Below are 14,701 nucleotides of genomic sequence, written 5' to 3' on the forward strand. Positions count from 1 at the left end.
CGCTGGGGCGGGCGCCGGAACCGGTGCGATCGGCAGCATCGGCATGCCACCACCGCCTCCGCCACCTCCACCGCCGCATGCGGTGACACCCACGCTGGCGGCCAACACGGTCGCGGCCATCCAGAGCGGCTTGGGGCAGCCGCCCACGGTCTTTTGCTTCATGATTTCTCCCTGACGTTTTTGAATTGCAGAAACTGCACGTCAAGGCTACAACCAGTCACACCTTGTCAATGAAACGTCACACCTGCGAATCGCAGTACTAGTTCACGCTCGCACGCGTTCTTTCGTCTTGCCAGGAACTCCCTTGAAGCTCTTCCAGCGCGCCCAGCGCTCCCTGTTCGGCGAGATCCTCGACTGGATGCTCACGCCGCTGCTGCTGCTCGTGCCGGTGAGCATCGGCGTGACCTGGCTGGTGGCGCAGGGCATCGCCAACGCGCCCTTCGACCGCGCGCTGGAGCACAACGTGAAGGTGCTGGCCGAGCTGGTCACGGTGAAGCAGGGGCAGACGCACTTCGTGCTGTCGCAGTCGGCGCGCGAGATCCTGCGCGCCGACGACGCCGGCCACATCTACTACCAGCTGCTCGACGGCCACGGCACGCTGCTGCACGGCGAGCGCGACCTGCCGCAGCCCAACGTGGACGACCCGCCCGGCACCAACGTGGTCCTGCTGCACAACAGCACCGTGCACGGCCAGCCGGTGCGCGTGGCCTCGCTGTGGATTCCCAGCGGCAGCGAAGAAGTGCCGCCCTCGCTGCTGCAGCTGGCCGAGACGCGCGAGAAGCAGGCGGTGCTCGCCACCGAGATCATCAAGGGCGTGCTGCTGCCGCAGTTCGCGATCCTGCCGCTGGCGGTGCTGCTGATCTGGCTGGCGCTGGTGCGCGGCATCAAGCCGCTGTCGGTGGTCGAGGCGCGCATCCGCGAGCGCCGCCCGGGCGACCTGAGCCCGCTCGACGAGTCCTCGGTGCCGCTCGAGGTGGTGCCGCTGGTGTCGTCGGTGAACGAGCTGCTCGACAAGCTCAACGACTCCATCTTCACGCAGAAGCGCTTCCTGGCCGACGCGGCGCACCAGCTGAAGACGCCGCTCGCAGGCCTGCGCATGCAGGCCGACTTGGCGCAGCGCGAGGGCGCCAACGCCGACGAGTTGAAGCAGTCGCTCAAGCAGATCGGCCGCGCCAGCGTGCGCGCCACGCACACGGTGAACCAGCTGCTGTCGCTGGCGCGCGCCGAGGGCACCAGCGCCATGACCCACTGCCAGCCCTGCGACCTCGCGCGGCTGACCATCGAGGTGGTGCGCGAGGCCGTGCCGCGCGCCATCGAGAAGCGCATCGATCTGGGCTACGACGGCGTCCAGGCCGGCGCGCCCGGCGTGATGGTCGACGGCAACCCGACGCTGCTCAAGGAGCTGGTGCGCAACCTGGTCGACAACGCGCTCAACTACACGCCCTCGACGCCCGAGCGCCCCGGCGTGGTCACGGCGCGCGTGCTGGCCGACCCCTTCGGCCACGTGCAGCTGGTGCAGGTGGAAGACAACGGCCCCGGCATCGCCGAGGCCGACCGCGAGCTGGTGTTCGAGCCCTTCTACCGCGTGCTCGGCAACGAGGCCGACGGCTCCGGGCTGGGCCTGCCGATCGTGCGAGAGATCGCCAACCAGCACCGCGCACGGGTCAAGCTCGAAGACGCGCACCCTGGCAAGCATCCGCCGGGCGCGCTCTTCACCGTGCGCTTCGAGGAGGCTCCGTCGGAATGAATCCGCTCGACACGCTGCGCCAACGCTTCCTGGAAATCCGCCTCGACACCGACGTGTCGGACATGTTCGACTTCGGCGCCGATCTGCTGGAACAGGATTCAGCCGAGGCGCTGGCCTTCCACTACACGCTGCTGCACGACACCGGCATGGACAGCGAGCTCTACGACTGGCTCTGCCGCAAGTTCGGCGAGCGCGGCGACGAAGCCGAAGACCACCTGCTCGCGCAGTTCGACCGCGAGCCCGACCCGGCCATGCAGGCCACGGTGCTGCAGCTGCTCGGCGGCTTCAAGTACCGCAAGGGCCGGCGCCTGAAAGAGACCGCGGCCCTCGCGCGCGCCGCGCTCGCGTCACCGCACGGCGACCTGCGCTGCAAGGGGTTGTGGGTGATCGGCTGGCTCGGCGGCACGACGGACATCGCCAAGGTGGTGCCGCTGCTCGCGCACGACGTCGTCGCCACGAACCGCCGATGGGCCGCGAGCGCGCTGATGCAGATCGTGTTCAACCGCCGCAGCGCTGCGCCCAAGGCGCTCGAGCCCTTGCGCCAGGCGCTCGACACCGAGACCGATCCGGCCGTGCTGGGCGGCATCCTGGTCGCGGTGCAGGAGATCGCGGGCAAGAAGTTCGGCCTGAGTTCCAGCTCACACGAGCCGCCGTCCGAAGAGAAACTGCAAACCGCGCTGGCCAAGGCGCGGCGCATGTTCGCGCGCGCTGCCGCCGCCTGATCAACTCAGGGCGCGGGCGTGCCCGAAGGCTTGGCTTCCTTGCGGATCTGCACCCACTCGGGGTGGATCTGCCGCGCCATGCGCTGCGGCTCGCGCTCGTCGAGCGCCGCGGGCGCAAGCCCGAAGCCGGCCAGGTCGCCGCGCGTCCACAGCCAGTAGCCCGCGTTGGCGGCGAGCAGGGCGATGAGGACCAGGCGCAGCTTCATGCCCTCGCTCAGAAAGACATGCCGCGCGGGCGCACGCTCACTTCGTCGCTCGAGATCAGTTGCAGGCCGGCGTCGGTGCGCACCTGCAGCTCGCCGCCCCAGGCCACGCCTTCGCACAGGCCCGCGGTGCCGTCGCTGAGCGTCACCTCGCGCCCGCGCAGCACGTCGCGCGCCGCGAAGCGTTCGGCAAAGGGCGCGAAGCCCTGCGCCTCGAAGGCAAGCACGCTGCGCACCAGCGGCTCGGCCAGCGCCTGCAGCACCTCGGGGGCGGATGCGTCGGGCTGCCACTGACGCAGCCAGGCCGGCGGCGTGCGCATGCCGTCGCCCTCGCGCGGGCCGATGTTGATGCCGATGCCGACCACGAGGTAGCGCGCGGCGTCGGGCCGCGCCGTCTGCGGCATCGCGGTTTCGATGAGGATGCCGACCAGCTTGCGGTCGTTCACCCAGATGTCGTTGGGCCACTTGAGGCCGACCTGGTGCGCGCCCGTCGGGTCGAGGCTTTCGGCCACGCTCACGCCCACGGCCAGCGACAGGCCCGACCAGTCGGCCGGTGCCAGCGGCAGGCCGAGCGAAAAGGTGAGCGAGGCGGGCGCCTCGGGCTGCTGCGCGCTCTGCCACGGGCGGCCGAGGCGGCCGCGCCCGGCCGTCTGGCGCTCGGCCACGAGCAGCACGGGGTCGGTGCGGCCGGCGCGCGCACGGCGCATCAGCTCGGTGTTGGTGGAATCGATTTCGGCCACGGCCTCGACCGCGAAGCCGGGCAGCAGCGGCGCGACCGTCGCGGCGATCCGGTCTTCGAACCAGGCGCTGGCCGGCGTCGTGCCCATCGTCAGTCTCCGGCGGCGGCCGGGGCGTCGCCCTTGGACTTCTTCTTGCCGTCGGCCTTTTTCTTGTCGGCCTTCTTGTCCGCTTTTTTCTTCTCGGCTTTCTTTTCAGCCTTCTTCGCTTCCTTGGCCTCGGCCTTCTTCTTCTCAGCCTTCTTTTTGGCCTTCTTCTTTTTCTTCTTGTCTTTTTCCTCGTCCTCGTCCTTGGGCGTCAGCAGCGTGCCGCGGCACATCTCGGAGCCGCACCAGCACGGGAACTCGGACAGCAGCTTCTCGGTGTACGGCTCGTCGATGATCAGGCCGTAGTCGTAATTGAGTTCCTCGCCGGCGGCGATGTTTCTCAGGGCCTTGATATAAACGCGCCCATCGACTTCGTCGGCCTCGCAGTTCGGCTCGCACGAGTGATTGATCCAGCGCGCGTCGTTGCCCTTCACATTGCCATCGATCACGCGGCCGTCGTCGATGTGGAAGTAGAAGGTGTGGTTCGGCTGGGTCGGGTCGTGCGGGTGGCGGCGCAGCGCCTCTTTCCAGCTGATGACCTCGCCCTTGTATTCGATCAGCGTTTCACCTTCGGCCAGGTCCTGCAGGGCGAACACGCCGTTGCCATGGACGTCCGAGCGGCGCATCTGGATGCGCCGGCCGCCGGAGCGCGTGGCGGCGGACCGTGCCTCCGGCTCGGTCACGGGGGCGGCTTCCTTGTCGCGGCCGGCGGAAAGTGGGGATTTGGAAGGCATCGCCGAAGTCTGTTAGGTTGAATATGCACACATGCGTGTGCGCGCGTGCGCACGCGGAAGCCGCAGAGTATAGAGAGCCCTCAGATGACAAAGACTTTGGTAATCGCAGAAAAGCCGTCGGTGGCCCAGGACATCGTCCGGGCCCTCACGCCGGTGGCCGGCAAGTTCGACAAACATGACGAGCATTTCGAGAACGACACCTACGTCGTGACCAGCGCCGTGGGCCACCTGGTCGAGATCCAGGCCCCGGAGGAATTCGACGTCAAGCGCGGCAAGTGGAGCTTCGCCAACCTGCCGGTGATCCCGCCGCACTTCGACCTCAAGCCGGTCGACAAGACCAAGACGCGCCTGAACGCCGTGGTCAAGCAGGCCAAGCGCAAGGACGTGACGCAGCTCATCAACGCCTGCGACGCGGGCCGCGAGGGCGAGCTGATCTTCCGCCTCATCGAGCAGTACGCCGGCGGCAAGAGCCCGCTGGGCAAGCCGGTGAAGCGGCTGTGGCTGCAGTCGATGACGCCGCAGGCGATCCGCGACGGCTTCGACGCGCTGCGCACCGAAAAGCAGATGCAGGGCCTGGCCGACGCCGCGCGTTCGCGCTCCGAGGCCGACTGGCTGGTGGGCATCAACGGCACGCGCGCCATGACCGCGTTCAATTCGCGCGACGGCGGCTTCTTCCTCACGACCGTGGGCCGCGTGCAGACGCCGACGCTGTCCGTCGTCGTGGAGCGCGAGGAGCAGATCCGCAAGTTCGTTTCGCGCGAGTACTGGGAAATCCACGGCAGCTTCGCGGCCGAGGCCGGCCAGTACCCCGGCAAGTGGTTCAACCCCGACTGGAAGAAAGCCAACGCGCCGCTGCTGGCCAACGGCGAACCCGATGCCGAGCAGCGCGCCGACCGCGTGTGGTCCGAGCAGGAAGCCCGCGCCATCGCCGACGCTTCGCGCGGCAAGCCCGCCACGGTCACCGAAGAGAGCAAGCCCACCACGCAGGCCTCGCCCGCGCTGTTCGACCTGACCTCGCTGCAGCGCGAGGCCAACGGCCGCTTCGGCTTCAGCGCCAAGACCACGCTCGCGCTGGCGCAGAGCCTGTACGAACGCCACAAGGCGCTGACCTACCCGCGTACCGATTCGCGCGCACTGCCGGAAGACTATCTGCCGGTCGTCAAGCAGACCATGGAGATGCTCGCCAGCAGCGGCATGAAGCATCTGGCGCCGTTCGCGCAGCAGGCGGTCGACGGCAACTACGTCAAGCCCAACAAGCGCATCTTCGACAACGCCAAGGTGTCGGATCACTTCGCCATCATCCCGACGCTGCAGGCCCCGAGCGGGCTGAGCGAAGCCGAGCAGAAGCTCTATGACTTCGTGGTGCGCCGCTTCCTGTCGGTGTTCTTCCCGAGCGCCGAGCACCAGGTGACCACGCGCATCAGCACGGTGGAGCAGGGCGGCAAGAAGTACCCCTTCCGCACCGACGGCAAGGTGCTGGTCAAGCCGGGCTGGCTCGCCATCTACGGCAAGGAAGCCCAGGACGACGAGAAGGAAGACGACAAGGACGGCAAGCGCCTCGTGCCGGTGAAGCCGGGCGAGATCGTGCAGAACGAGTCGGCCGACCTCAAGGGCCTGAAGACGCGCCCGCCCGCACGCTATTCGGAAGCCACCCTGCTGGGCGCCATGGAAGGCGCCGGCAAGACCATCGACGACGACGAGCTGCGCGAGGCCATGCAGGAAAAGGGCCTGGGCACGCCAGCCACGCGCGCAGCCACCATCGAAGGGCTGATCGCCGAGAAGTACATGCTGCGCGAAGGCCGCGAGCTCATCCCGACCGCCAAGGCCTTCCAGCTCATGACGCTGCTGCGCGGCCTGGGCGTGGAAGAACTGTCCAAGGCCGAACTCACGGGCGAGTGGGAGTACAAGCTCGCGCAGATGGAGAAGGGCGCCCTGAGCCGCGACGCCTTCATGCGCGAGATCGCCGAGATGACGGAGCACATCGTCAAGAAGGCCAAGGAGTACGACCGCGACACCGTGCCGGGCGACTACGCCACGCTCGCCACGCCCTGCCCGAACTGCGGCGGCGTGGTGAAGGAGAACTACCGCCGCTACGGCTGCACCGGCAAGAGCGGCACGGGCGAGGACGCCTGCGGCTTCTCGTTCGGCAAGTCGCCGGCGGGGCGCACCTTCGAGGTGGCCGAGGCCGAGCAGCTGCTGGCCAACAAGCACATCGGCCCGCTCGAAGGCTTCCGCTCCAAGGCGGGCTGGCCCTTCACCGCCGAGATCATCCTCAAGTACGACGGGGAAGAAGCCAAGAACTGGAAGCTCGAGTTCGACTTCGGCGACGACAAGAACGAAGACAGCGGCGAGATCGTCGACTTCAGCCAGCAGGACACCGTGGGCCCGTGCCCGGTCTGCGGTGCGCCGGTGTTCGATCACGGCAGCAACTACGTCTGCGAGAAGTCGGTGCCGACGAACGAGCAGCCGACCCCGAGCTGCACCTTCAAGACCGGCAAGATCATCCTGCAGCAGCCGGTCGAGCGCGACCAGATGGAAAAGCTGCTGGCCACCGGCAAGACCGACCTGCTCGACAAGTTCGTCTCGATGCGCACGCGCCGCGCCTTCAAGGCCTTCCTCACGTGGAACGCCGAAGAAGGCAAGGTGACCTTCGAGTTCGCACCGCGCGAAGGCGGCAGCAAGTTCCCGCCGCGCAAGACCTTCGGCAAGCCGGCCGCGAAAACCGCGGCAGCCAAGAAGGTCGCGGCGAAGAAGACGCCCGCCGCCAAGAAGGCACCGGCCGAGAAGAAGGCGGCCAAGCCGCGCAAGCCGGGCGCGGGCCTCAAGCCCAGCGACTCGCTGGCCGCGGTGATCGGCGCCGAACCGGTGGCGCGCACCGAGGTCATCAAGAAGCTGTGGGACTACATCAAGGCCAACGGCCTGCAGGACGCGACCAACAAGCGCGCGATCAACGCCGACGCCAAGCTCAAGCCGGTGTTCGGCAAGGACCAGGTGACGATGTTCGAACTCGCGGGCATCGTGGGCAAGCACCTCTCGGCGCCCGACGCGGCCTGACGACGCATGCAGCGCCGACACCTCGCCACCGCCCTGTGTGCAGCGATGCTGCTGGGCGGCGCGGGCCTGGCCCAGGCCGCCGCGTGGCCTGACAAGCCCGTCAAGCTCGTCGTGCCCTTCCCACCCGGGCAGGCCACCGACATCTTTGCCCGCGCGCTCGCCGAACAGCTCGGCAAGCGGCTGGGCCAGCCCGTGATCGTCGACAACAAGGCGGGCGCGGGCAGCAACATCGGCACCGAGTTCGTGGTGCGCGCACCGCCCGACGGCTACACGCTCGTGGTGGCCGGCAGCGCGATGGCGGTGAACCAGACGCTCTACGCCAAGCCGGGCTTCGACCCGCGCAAGGACCTGGTCGGCATCTCGCTCATCGCGAAGGTGCCGCTGGTGTTCCTGGCCACGCCCGAAAGCGGCATCCGCACGCTGGCCGAGCTCACGGCGCGCGCCAAGGCCGAACCCGGCAAGCTGAGCTACGCGAGCGCCGGCATCGGCGGCACGCAGCACCTGTCGGGCGAAATGTACAAGTCGGCGGCGCATGTGTTCATCACGCACATTCCGTACCGGGGCAGCGGGCCGGCGCAGGCGGACTTCCTGGGCAACCAGGTGCCGCTGATGGTCGATTCGGTGACGGCCGCGCTGCCGCACATCAAGGCGGGCAAGGCGGTTGCGCTGGCGGTGACGTCGGCCACGCGCTCGTCGCAATTGCCCGAGGTGCCCACCGTGCGCGAGAGCGGCGTGGCCGGCACGAAGAACTTCGAGGCCGTCGGCTGGCTGGGCCTGATGGCGCCGCGCGGCACGCCGCCCGAGATCGTGGCGCGGCTGAACCACGAAGTGACCGACATCCTCAAGAGCGAGCAGATGGCGCGCTTCATCCGCGACCGGGGCTCCGAGCCGGCGCCGACGAGCGGCGCCGAATTCGATCGCTTCGTGGCGAGCGAGATCGGGCTCTGGGGTGCGGCGGTGAAGGCGTCGGGCGCGAAGCCCGAGTAACTTCTCAGGCCGGCGCAGCCAGCGGCAGCGCCGTCGCTTCCCCGCTGCGGTCGACCTCGGCCAGCAGCCAGTGGCGGAAATGGTCCAGCGTGGCCAGCTGGCCGCGCCCCTCGGGGTAGCAGAACCAGTAGCCCTCGCTGCCCCGGTAGCCGCCGTTGGGCAGCGGCTCTTCCACCAGCCCCGACGTGATCTCGTCCTGCACCAGGCAGCGCGGCACCAGCGCCACGCCCATGCCGGCCATGACGGCGCGGATCATGGTCTGGAACTGGTCGAACTGCAGGCCGGCCAGCGGGTCGAGCCCGCGCACGCCGTGCGCCTCGCTCCAGTGCAGCCACGACTGCGGCACGCTCACATGGCGCAGCAGGGTGCAGCGCGCCACGTCCTGCGGCGTGCGGATGGCGGCCTCGGCCTGCGCGGCGCGCGGCGCGATCAGCGCCACGTCCTGCCCCGCGAGGTAGTGCGAGCGCGCGCCGGGCCAGTGGCCGTCGCCGAACAGGATGGCGCAGTCGAGCTCGGGCCGCTCGAAGTCGTAGCCGTGCACGAAGGGCACGAAATGCAGCGTGATCTGCGGGTGCCGCTGCTGGAAATCGGGCAAGCGCGGAATCAGCCACTTGGCGCCGAAGGTGGGCAGGGTCGACAGGTGCAGCGCACCGCCGCCGTCGCCGCTGGTGATGAGCTCCAGCGTGGCCGCCTCCAGCTGCGCCAGCAGGGCGCGCACCGCCTTCTCGTAGCGCTCGCCGGCCGGCGTGAGCGCCAGGCGCTTGCGGCTGCGCTCGAACAGCGGTGCGCCGATCCAGCGCTCGAGCTCCTGCACCTGCTTGCTCACCGCGCCCTGCGTGAGGTGCAGCGCCTCGGCCGCGCGCGAGACGCTGCCGAAGCGCACCACGGTGGAGAAGGCGCGCAGCAGGTTCAGGGGCGGGTTGAGGCGTCGCAGCGGCATGGGGGAGCCCATCAAGTCATTCCAGATTGGAATGATATCGGGTATATCCTTTGCTTCAGGTGAGCTGCAGCTTTGCACATTCACTCATCGTTCCATTGGAAGAACCCTCATGCAACGTCGTCATTTCCTCTCCACCCTGGCTGCCGTTTCTTTCGCCCCAGGAATATCCTTTGCCCAAGGCAAGCCGATCCGCCTGGTCGTGCCTTTCCCGCCCGGTGGCGCCACCGACATCACGGCCCGCGTGCTCTCCGAGCCCCTGGCCAAGATCCTCCAGCAGCCCGTGGTGATCGACAACCGCGCCGGCGCGGGCGGCTCGATCGGCATGGCCGAGCTGGCACGCGCCACGCCCGACGGCCTGAGCTTCGGCGTGGCCACGCTGTCCACGCACGGCGTGAACCCGGCCGTGTACCAGAAGCTGCCCTACGACCCGATCAAGGGCTTTGCCGCCGTGACCGAGCTGGTGAAGGCGCCGGGCGTGATCGTCATCAACCCGGCCGTGCTGCCGGTGGGCAGCTTCGCGGAACTCGTGAAGTACCTGAAGGCCAACCCGGGCAAGGTGTCGTACGCCTCGCCGGGCAACGGCACCATCGGCCACATGTGGGGCGAGCTGTTCAAGAGCAGCACCGGAACCTCGATGGTGCACATCCCCTACCGCGGTGCGGGCCCGGCCATCAACGACGTGCTCGCGGGCCAGGTGCCGGTGTACTTCGACCAGGTGGCCTCGTCGCTGCCGCACGTGAAGGCCGGCAAGCTGAAGGCGCTGGCCGTGTCCTGGAGCGGCCGCCTCGACGTGCTGCCCGAGGTGCCGACGTATGGCGAGCTGGGCTACGCGGCCAGCAACGACCCCTCGTGGTTCGGCATGATCGCGCCCGCCGGCACGCCGCCCGAGCTGGTGCTGCGCATGCAGCAGGCCGTGGCCACGGCGCTGAAGGACCCCGCGGTGCGCGAGCGCCTGGCGCTGCAGGGGCTGTACGCCTCGGGCACCACGCCGGCCGAGTTCACGAAGCAGATCGCGAGCGAGATCGAGAAGATGAAGAAGGTGGCCGCCTTCGCGCGCATCCGATTGGACTGACCGACACCGCCTATGCATCCAGTCCTGAAACTGATTCAAACCCGCGCCCAGGTGACGAGCGTCGCCGGGCACACCCCGCTGGTGCTGGACTCCCCGCACAGCGGCACCGTCTACCCCGAGGACTTCCGGCCCGTGTGCGAGCTCGCCACGCTGCGCCGGGCCGAAGACACCCACGTCGAGAAGCTCTACGCCTTCGCGAGCGACAGGGGCGCCGCCTGGATCGAGGCGCACTTTCCGCGCAGCTACCTCGACGCCAACCGCGACATGACCGAGGTCGACACCACCATGCTCGACGGCCCGTGGACCGACCCGGTGTCGACCGACCCGCGCGTGCTGTCGAAGGTGCGCCTGGGCAAGGGCCTGATCTGGAAGCTCACCGACGAGGGCCTGCCGATCTACGACCGGCCGCTCACGGTGGCCGAGGTGCGCCAGCGCATCGACCAGTGCTGGCGCCCGTACCACGCAGCGGTGGCGCAGGCCATCGACGAGGCGCATGCGCGGCACGGCTACAGCATCCACATCAACTGCCACTCGATGCCCGCCATCGCGGGCAGCCACGCGACCGACTTCCCGGGCCTGGCGCACGCGGACTTCGTGATCGGCGACCGCGACGGCAGCACGGCCGACCCGGCGCTGTCGCAGCGGCTGTGCGCGCACCTGCGCGCATGCGGCTACAGCGTGGACTACAACCACCCGTACAAGGGCGTGGAGCTGGTGCGCCGCCACGGCGACCCGGCGGCGAACCGGCACAGCATCCAGGTCGAGATCAACCGCAAGCTCTACATGGACGAGGCCACGCTGGCGCTCGACGAAGCCGGCGCCACGCGGCTGCAGGCCGACCTGCGTTCGATGGTCGAGATGCTGCTGGCGACCGACCCGCGCGTGGCAGGCTGAACAACGCCGCCCCTGCAGGGGCTGGTGTCTTTGTTACAGGGCGGCCGGGGGCCCCGGCCTATAGTGGGACGTCCTTAGTTTTCTGGAGTCCTGCCGTGAAGTCGATCCTTGCCGCCCTCGCCGTCCTTGCGACCGGTCTGCTGGTCTCGGGCTGCGCCGGCACCGCGCCGTCGCCGTCTTCGTCCTCCTCCACGTCTTCATCGGGCAGCGGCGTGACGGTGTTCGGCACCATCGACGCCGGCGTCAGCGGCACGACGAACAAGTCGTCGCGCTGAGCGAGAGCCTCAGGCCACCGTCGCCAGGTAGCCCCGCAGCGCATCGCGCAACTGGCGTGACAGCGTCTGCAGGTCGGGCCGCCCGCCCGTGCCGATGTGGGTGTGCGCGACCAGGCCGTAGATGATGGTCTGGCACACGCGTGCCGCTTCCTTCTTCTGCGGGGCGTCGGCCTTCACGTCGCCCGCCGCGTCCAGCACGCCCACCCATTCGGCCACGAAGCGGTCGTACATCTTGCGGTAGGCCTCGGGGCTGGAGAGGTGGCGCTCCAGCAGGTAGTGCGCGCCCCAGGCCACGGGCTGCGTGCGGTGCGCGTCGAGCTGCGCATCGATCACCGCGTCGACGATCTCGCGCCACGGTCGGCCTTCGTTCGTGGCCACGACCGCGCGCATGTCCAGCAGCAGCGCCTTGGAGCGCAGGTGCAGGCACACGCGCGCCAGGTCCTCCTTGTTTTCGAAGTACTCGTAGAAGCTGCCCAGGCCCGTGCCCGCCACGGCCACGATCTCGCGGATCGTGATGGCGGCGTAGCCCTTCTCGACCAAAAGCCGAACAAAGGCTTCCTGCAGCGCCTGCGAGGTGTGGCGCGCGCGGGACTGGCGCGGCTTCCTCCTCGGGGCGGCGGCGGGTGCGCGGGCGCCGGTCATGGCCGCCGAACCCGAACACCTCGCGGGCGGGTTGTTCCTAGAATTTTTGATCCCATCGAAAGGCATTCTGCAATGACCTCGCCCGACCGCGCCCCCGAGACAACGCCCCCCGCCGTCTACACCGGCGAGGGCGATGCGTGGCTGCCCGACGCGCTCTCGCGCGGCCCCTGGGACCCGCGCGCGCAGCATGGCGGCGCGCCCGCCGCGCTGCTCGCGCACATCGCCGAACGCGCGGCGCCCGGCCCCGGCTGGCAGCTGGCGCGGCTCACGCTCGAACTGGTGAGGCCGGTGCCGGTGGCGCCGCTGACCACGCGCACGCAGTCGCAGGCCTCGCGCGCCACGGTGCGCGTGGGCATCGACCTGCTCGCGGGCGACACGGTGGTGGCCCGCGCGCACGCGCTGCTGCTGAAGACCTCGCCGCTGACCTTGCCGGCGAACCTGCCCGCAGGCGACGCGCCGCGCGAACTGCGCCCGCTGCCCGAAGACTGCACCGAGCGCCTGCGCATTCCCGGCCTGCCCGACGGCCTCTCGTTCCACCAGACCGCCGTCGAGTCGCGCCTGGCGCAGGGCGACATCGCGCAGCCCGGCGCGGGCGCCGCGTGGTTCCGGCTGGCGGTGCCGCTGGTGCGCGGCGTGGCCACCTCGCCCGCGATGCGCGCGGCGGCGGCGGCCGACTTCGGCAACGGGCTGAGCTGGGTGCTGTCGCCCGCCGACTTCCTGTTCTCGAACGCCGACCTGAGCCTGAACCTGTTCCGCGTGCCCGAGGGCGAGTGGATCGGCCTGCGCGCCAGCACCGAGATGCACGCCGGCGGCGCGGGCCTCACGGTGTCCCACCTGTACGACACGCGCGGCCTCATCGGCCTCGCGACCCAGACGCTGGTGGTGCGCGAACGCGCTGCCGCCGCCTGAACACGCCCCTCTTTCACCGATTCACGGAGACAACGCCATGACCACCACCGGCATCCACCCCGACAACCAGGTCCCCGAGCTCAAGGACTACAACGTCTACACCAGCGACCCCGCCCTGCGCGGCGCGGTGGGGCGCGGCGGCGCCGCCTGGCGCGACGACGAGCTGGTGCGCCAGGGCGCCGAGTACGGCGCCGAGGCCACGCTGCGCGCCGCCGAGGACGCCAACCGCCACGAGCCCGAGCTGCACACCCACTCGCGCACCGGCACGCGCATCGACAGCGTGCAGTTCCACCCCGCGTGGCACACCATGATGTCGATCGCGCGGCGCAACGGCATCGCCAACCTGCCGTTCTTCGACGAGCGGCCCTCGGCCTGGGTGGGCTACGGCGCCTCGCTGTACATGCACAGCCAGATCGAGTCGGGCTCGACCTGCCCGACCACCATGACCAAGGCCTGCATCCCCGTGATGCGCCGCAACGCCGCGCTGTACGCCGACCTGCGCGACAAGCTCGCCTCCCACGTGCACGATGCGCGCGACATCCCGCTCGAAGGCAAGACCTCGATGACCGTCGGCATGGGCATGACCGAGAAGCAGGGCGGCAGCGACGTGCGCACCAACACCACGCGCGCCGTGCCCGCGGGGAGCATGGCAAGTGGCCCGTGGGGCGAAGAGTTCCTCATCACCGGCCACAAGTGGTTCTTCTCGGCGCCGATGTGCGACGGCCACCTGGTGCTGGCCAAGACCGACGAGCACGGCTCGTCGTGCTTCTTCGTGCCGCGCTGGCGGCCCGACGGCAGCAAGAACGCGATCCACATCCAGCGCCTGAAGGACAAGGTCGGCAACCGCTCCAACTCCAGCAGCGAGGTCGAGTTCAAGGAGGCCTGGGGCGTGCTGGTGGGCGACGAGGGCCGCGGCATCCCGACCATCATCGAGATGGCGACCGTGACGCGGCTGGACTGCGCGCTCGCCAGCGCCGGCTTCATGCGCCAGGGCTTCGCGCAGGCGCTGCACTACACGCGCAACCGTTTTGCCTTCGGCAAGGCGCTGGTCGACCAGCCGGTGATGACCGAGCTGCTGGCCGACATGGCGCTGGAAACCGAAAGCGCCACGCTGCTGGCGATGGAACTGGCCTCGCGCTTCGGCTCGCCCGCGCCGCTGGACACGGCCTGGCGCCGGCTGCTCACGCCCGCCGCCAAGTTCTGGAACTGCAAGCGCGCGGTGGCGCTCACCGGCGAGGCGATGGAGGTGTTCGGCGGCAACGGCTACGTTGAAGACGGCCCGATGGGCCGCCTGTTCCGCGAGGCGCCGGTCAACTCGATCTGGGAAGGCTCGGGCAACGTGATGTGCCTCGATGTGCTGCGCGCCGTGTCGCGCAACCCCGACGACGCGCACCTCGTGCTCGACCACCTGCAGGAAGTGACCGCCGGCGAAGCGCGCCTGCAGGCCGAGGTGCAGGCGCTGCGCCAGATGGTGCAGCTGGCGCCGCAGGACCTGGAACGCCAGGCGCGCCGCTTCACGCAGCGGCTGGTGCGCGCGGCGCAGGCCGGCCTGATGCTGCAGCACGCGAGCCCGCTCGCGGCGGCCGCGTTCGTGTCGAGCCGCTTCGATCCCGACTGGGGCCCGGTGACCGGCATCAGCGCCGGCACCAGCGACCCCGGCGCGCTGGTGCGCGCCGCCTGGCACTGAGCACGGAGCCG

The 14,701-nt window shown here is 69.6% G+C and carries 14 protein-coding genes; 9 read left to right on the forward strand and 5 right to left on the reverse strand.

The window, feature by feature from the left end; genetic code table 11:
• The first annotated feature begins 304 nt into the window (after window positions 1-304).
• Window positions 305-1,747, forward strand: coding sequence for a sensor histidine kinase (locus AC07Y4_RS27580; RefSeq protein ID WP_062480377.1), 1,443 nt, complete (start codon window positions 305-307; stop codon window positions 1,745-1,747).
• Window positions 1,744-2,469, forward strand: coding sequence for a HEAT repeat domain-containing protein (locus tag AC07Y4_RS27585; protein ID WP_487847661.1), 726 nt, complete (start codon window positions 1,744-1,746; stop codon window positions 2,467-2,469). The genes AC07Y4_RS27580 and AC07Y4_RS27585 overlap by 4 nt, the downstream gene beginning before the upstream one ends.
• 5 nt (window positions 2,470-2,474) lie before the next feature.
• Here the strand turns inward: AC07Y4_RS27585 and AC07Y4_RS27590 are convergent, their stop codons facing one another.
• Genes AC07Y4_RS27590 through AC07Y4_RS27600 form a run of 3 tightly spaced genes read right to left on the reverse strand, consistent with a single transcriptional unit; the run spans window position 2,475 to window position 4,230 of the window.
• Complete coding sequence (locus tag AC07Y4_RS27590) at window positions 2,475-2,675, reverse strand: sporulation protein (protein ID WP_159274165.1); 201 nt, start codon at window positions 2,673-2,675, stop codon at window positions 2,475-2,477.
• Between the two features lie 8 nt (window positions 2,676-2,683).
• Window positions 2,684-3,499 carry a biotin--[acetyl-CoA-carboxylase] ligase gene (locus tag AC07Y4_RS27595; RefSeq protein WP_159279142.1) on the reverse strand — a complete coding sequence of 272 codons (816 nt, stop codon included), beginning with the start codon at window positions 3,497-3,499 and terminating at the stop codon, window positions 2,684-2,686.
• Window positions 3,500-3,501: 2 nt separating this feature from the next.
• On the reverse strand, window positions 3,502-4,230 hold the full coding sequence (locus tag AC07Y4_RS27600) for an SET domain-containing protein (RefSeq protein ID WP_370870000.1): 729 nt from the start codon (window positions 4,228-4,230) through the stop codon (window positions 3,502-3,504).
• 84 nt (window positions 4,231-4,314) lie between these two features.
• Between AC07Y4_RS27600 and AC07Y4_RS27605 the strand changes: the two genes are divergently transcribed.
• Entirely contained in the window at window positions 4,315-7,284 is a 2,970-nt protein-coding gene (locus tag AC07Y4_RS27605; protein ID WP_307637724.1) for a DNA topoisomerase III, read from the forward strand.
• Between the two features lie 6 nt (window positions 7,285-7,290).
• Window positions 7,291-8,271 (forward strand): tripartite tricarboxylate transporter substrate binding protein, encoded by a 981-nt coding sequence (locus AC07Y4_RS27610; protein ID WP_487847662.1) that lies wholly within the window; start codon window positions 7,291-7,293, stop codon window positions 8,269-8,271.
• Window positions 8,272-8,275: 4 nt separating this feature from the next.
• Here the strand turns inward: AC07Y4_RS27610 and AC07Y4_RS27615 are convergent, their stop codons facing one another.
• Window positions 8,276-9,211 carry a LysR substrate-binding domain-containing protein gene (locus AC07Y4_RS27615; RefSeq protein WP_487847663.1) on the reverse strand — a complete coding sequence of 312 codons (936 nt, stop codon included), beginning with the start codon at window positions 9,209-9,211 and terminating at the stop codon, window positions 8,276-8,278.
• Window positions 9,212-9,320: 109 nt separating this feature from the next.
• Here AC07Y4_RS27615 and AC07Y4_RS27620 point away from each other — a divergent pair, with 109 nt between their 5' ends.
• From AC07Y4_RS27620 to AC07Y4_RS27630, 3 genes are all read left to right on the forward strand, one after another.
• Window positions 9,321-10,283: a tripartite tricarboxylate transporter substrate binding protein BugE gene (locus AC07Y4_RS27620; RefSeq protein WP_062480391.1), complete on the forward strand. Its 963-nt coding sequence runs from the start codon at window positions 9,321-9,323 to the stop codon at window positions 10,281-10,283.
• A 12-nt stretch (window positions 10,284-10,295) separates the two neighbouring features.
• Entirely contained in the window at window positions 10,296-11,177 is an 882-nt protein-coding gene (locus AC07Y4_RS27625) for an N-formylglutamate amidohydrolase (RefSeq protein ID WP_487847664.1), read from the forward strand.
• A gap of 95 nt (window positions 11,178-11,272) precedes the next feature.
• Complete coding sequence (locus AC07Y4_RS27630; RefSeq protein ID WP_062480395.1) at window positions 11,273-11,452, forward strand: hypothetical protein; 180 nt, start codon at window positions 11,273-11,275, stop codon at window positions 11,450-11,452.
• Window positions 11,453-11,461: 9 nt separating this feature from the next.
• On the opposite strand, the gene AC07Y4_RS27635 is transcribed toward AC07Y4_RS27630, so the two are convergent.
• Complete coding sequence (locus AC07Y4_RS27635; RefSeq protein WP_095948351.1) at window positions 11,462-12,094, reverse strand: TetR/AcrR family transcriptional regulator; 633 nt, start codon at window positions 12,092-12,094, stop codon at window positions 11,462-11,464.
• Between the two features lie 72 nt (window positions 12,095-12,166).
• On the opposite strand from AC07Y4_RS27635, the gene AC07Y4_RS27640 reads away from it, so the two are divergent.
• Window positions 12,167-13,003 (forward strand): thioesterase family protein, encoded by an 837-nt coding sequence (locus AC07Y4_RS27640; protein ID WP_487847665.1) that lies wholly within the window; start codon window positions 12,167-12,169, stop codon window positions 13,001-13,003.
• 37 nt (window positions 13,004-13,040) lie between these two features.
• Window positions 13,041-14,690 carry an acyl-CoA dehydrogenase family protein gene (locus tag AC07Y4_RS27645; protein WP_495275401.1) on the forward strand — a complete coding sequence of 550 codons (1,650 nt, stop codon included), beginning with the start codon at window positions 13,041-13,043 and terminating at the stop codon, window positions 14,688-14,690.
• The last annotated feature ends 11 nt before the right edge of the window (window positions 14,691-14,701 follow it).

Source organism: Variovorax sp. GW460-12-1-14-LB1 (assembly GCF_059423605.1).

Excerpts from the sequence above, each read along its gene's own strand:
- AC07Y4_RS27585 (WP_487847661.1), top strand. The coding sequence starts at position 1,744 with ATGAATCCGCTCGACACGCTGCGCCAACGCTTCCTGGAAATCCGCCTC.
- AC07Y4_RS27590 (WP_159274165.1), bottom strand. The coding sequence starts at position 2,675 with ATGAAGCTGCGCCTGGTCCTCATCGCCCTGCTCGCCGCCAACGCGGGC.
- AC07Y4_RS27595 (WP_159279142.1), bottom strand. The coding sequence starts at position 3,499 with ATGGGCACGACGCCGGCCAGCGCCTGGTTCGAAGACCGGATCGCCGCG.
- AC07Y4_RS27600 (WP_370870000.1), bottom strand. The coding sequence starts at position 4,230 with ATGCCTTCCAAATCCCCACTTTCCGCCGGCCGCGACAAGGAAGCCGCC.
- AC07Y4_RS27605 (WP_307637724.1), top strand. The coding sequence starts at position 4,315 with ATGACAAAGACTTTGGTAATCGCAGAAAAGCCGTCGGTGGCCCAGGAC.
- AC07Y4_RS27610 (WP_487847662.1), top strand. The coding sequence starts at position 7,291 with ATGCAGCGCCGACACCTCGCCACCGCCCTGTGTGCAGCGATGCTGCTG.
- AC07Y4_RS27615 (WP_487847663.1), bottom strand. The coding sequence starts at position 9,211 with ATGCCGCTGCGACGCCTCAACCCGCCCCTGAACCTGCTGCGCGCCTTC.
- AC07Y4_RS27620 (WP_062480391.1), top strand. The coding sequence starts at position 9,321 with ATGCAACGTCGTCATTTCCTCTCCACCCTGGCTGCCGTTTCTTTCGCC.
- AC07Y4_RS27625 (WP_487847664.1), top strand. The coding sequence starts at position 10,296 with ATGCATCCAGTCCTGAAACTGATTCAAACCCGCGCCCAGGTGACGAGC.
- AC07Y4_RS27635 (WP_095948351.1), bottom strand. The coding sequence starts at position 12,094 with ATGACCGGCGCCCGCGCACCCGCCGCCGCCCCGAGGAGGAAGCCGCGC.
- AC07Y4_RS27640 (WP_487847665.1), top strand. The coding sequence starts at position 12,167 with ATGACCTCGCCCGACCGCGCCCCCGAGACAACGCCCCCCGCCGTCTAC.
- AC07Y4_RS27645 (WP_495275401.1), top strand. The coding sequence starts at position 13,041 with ATGACCACCACCGGCATCCACCCCGACAACCAGGTCCCCGAGCTCAAG.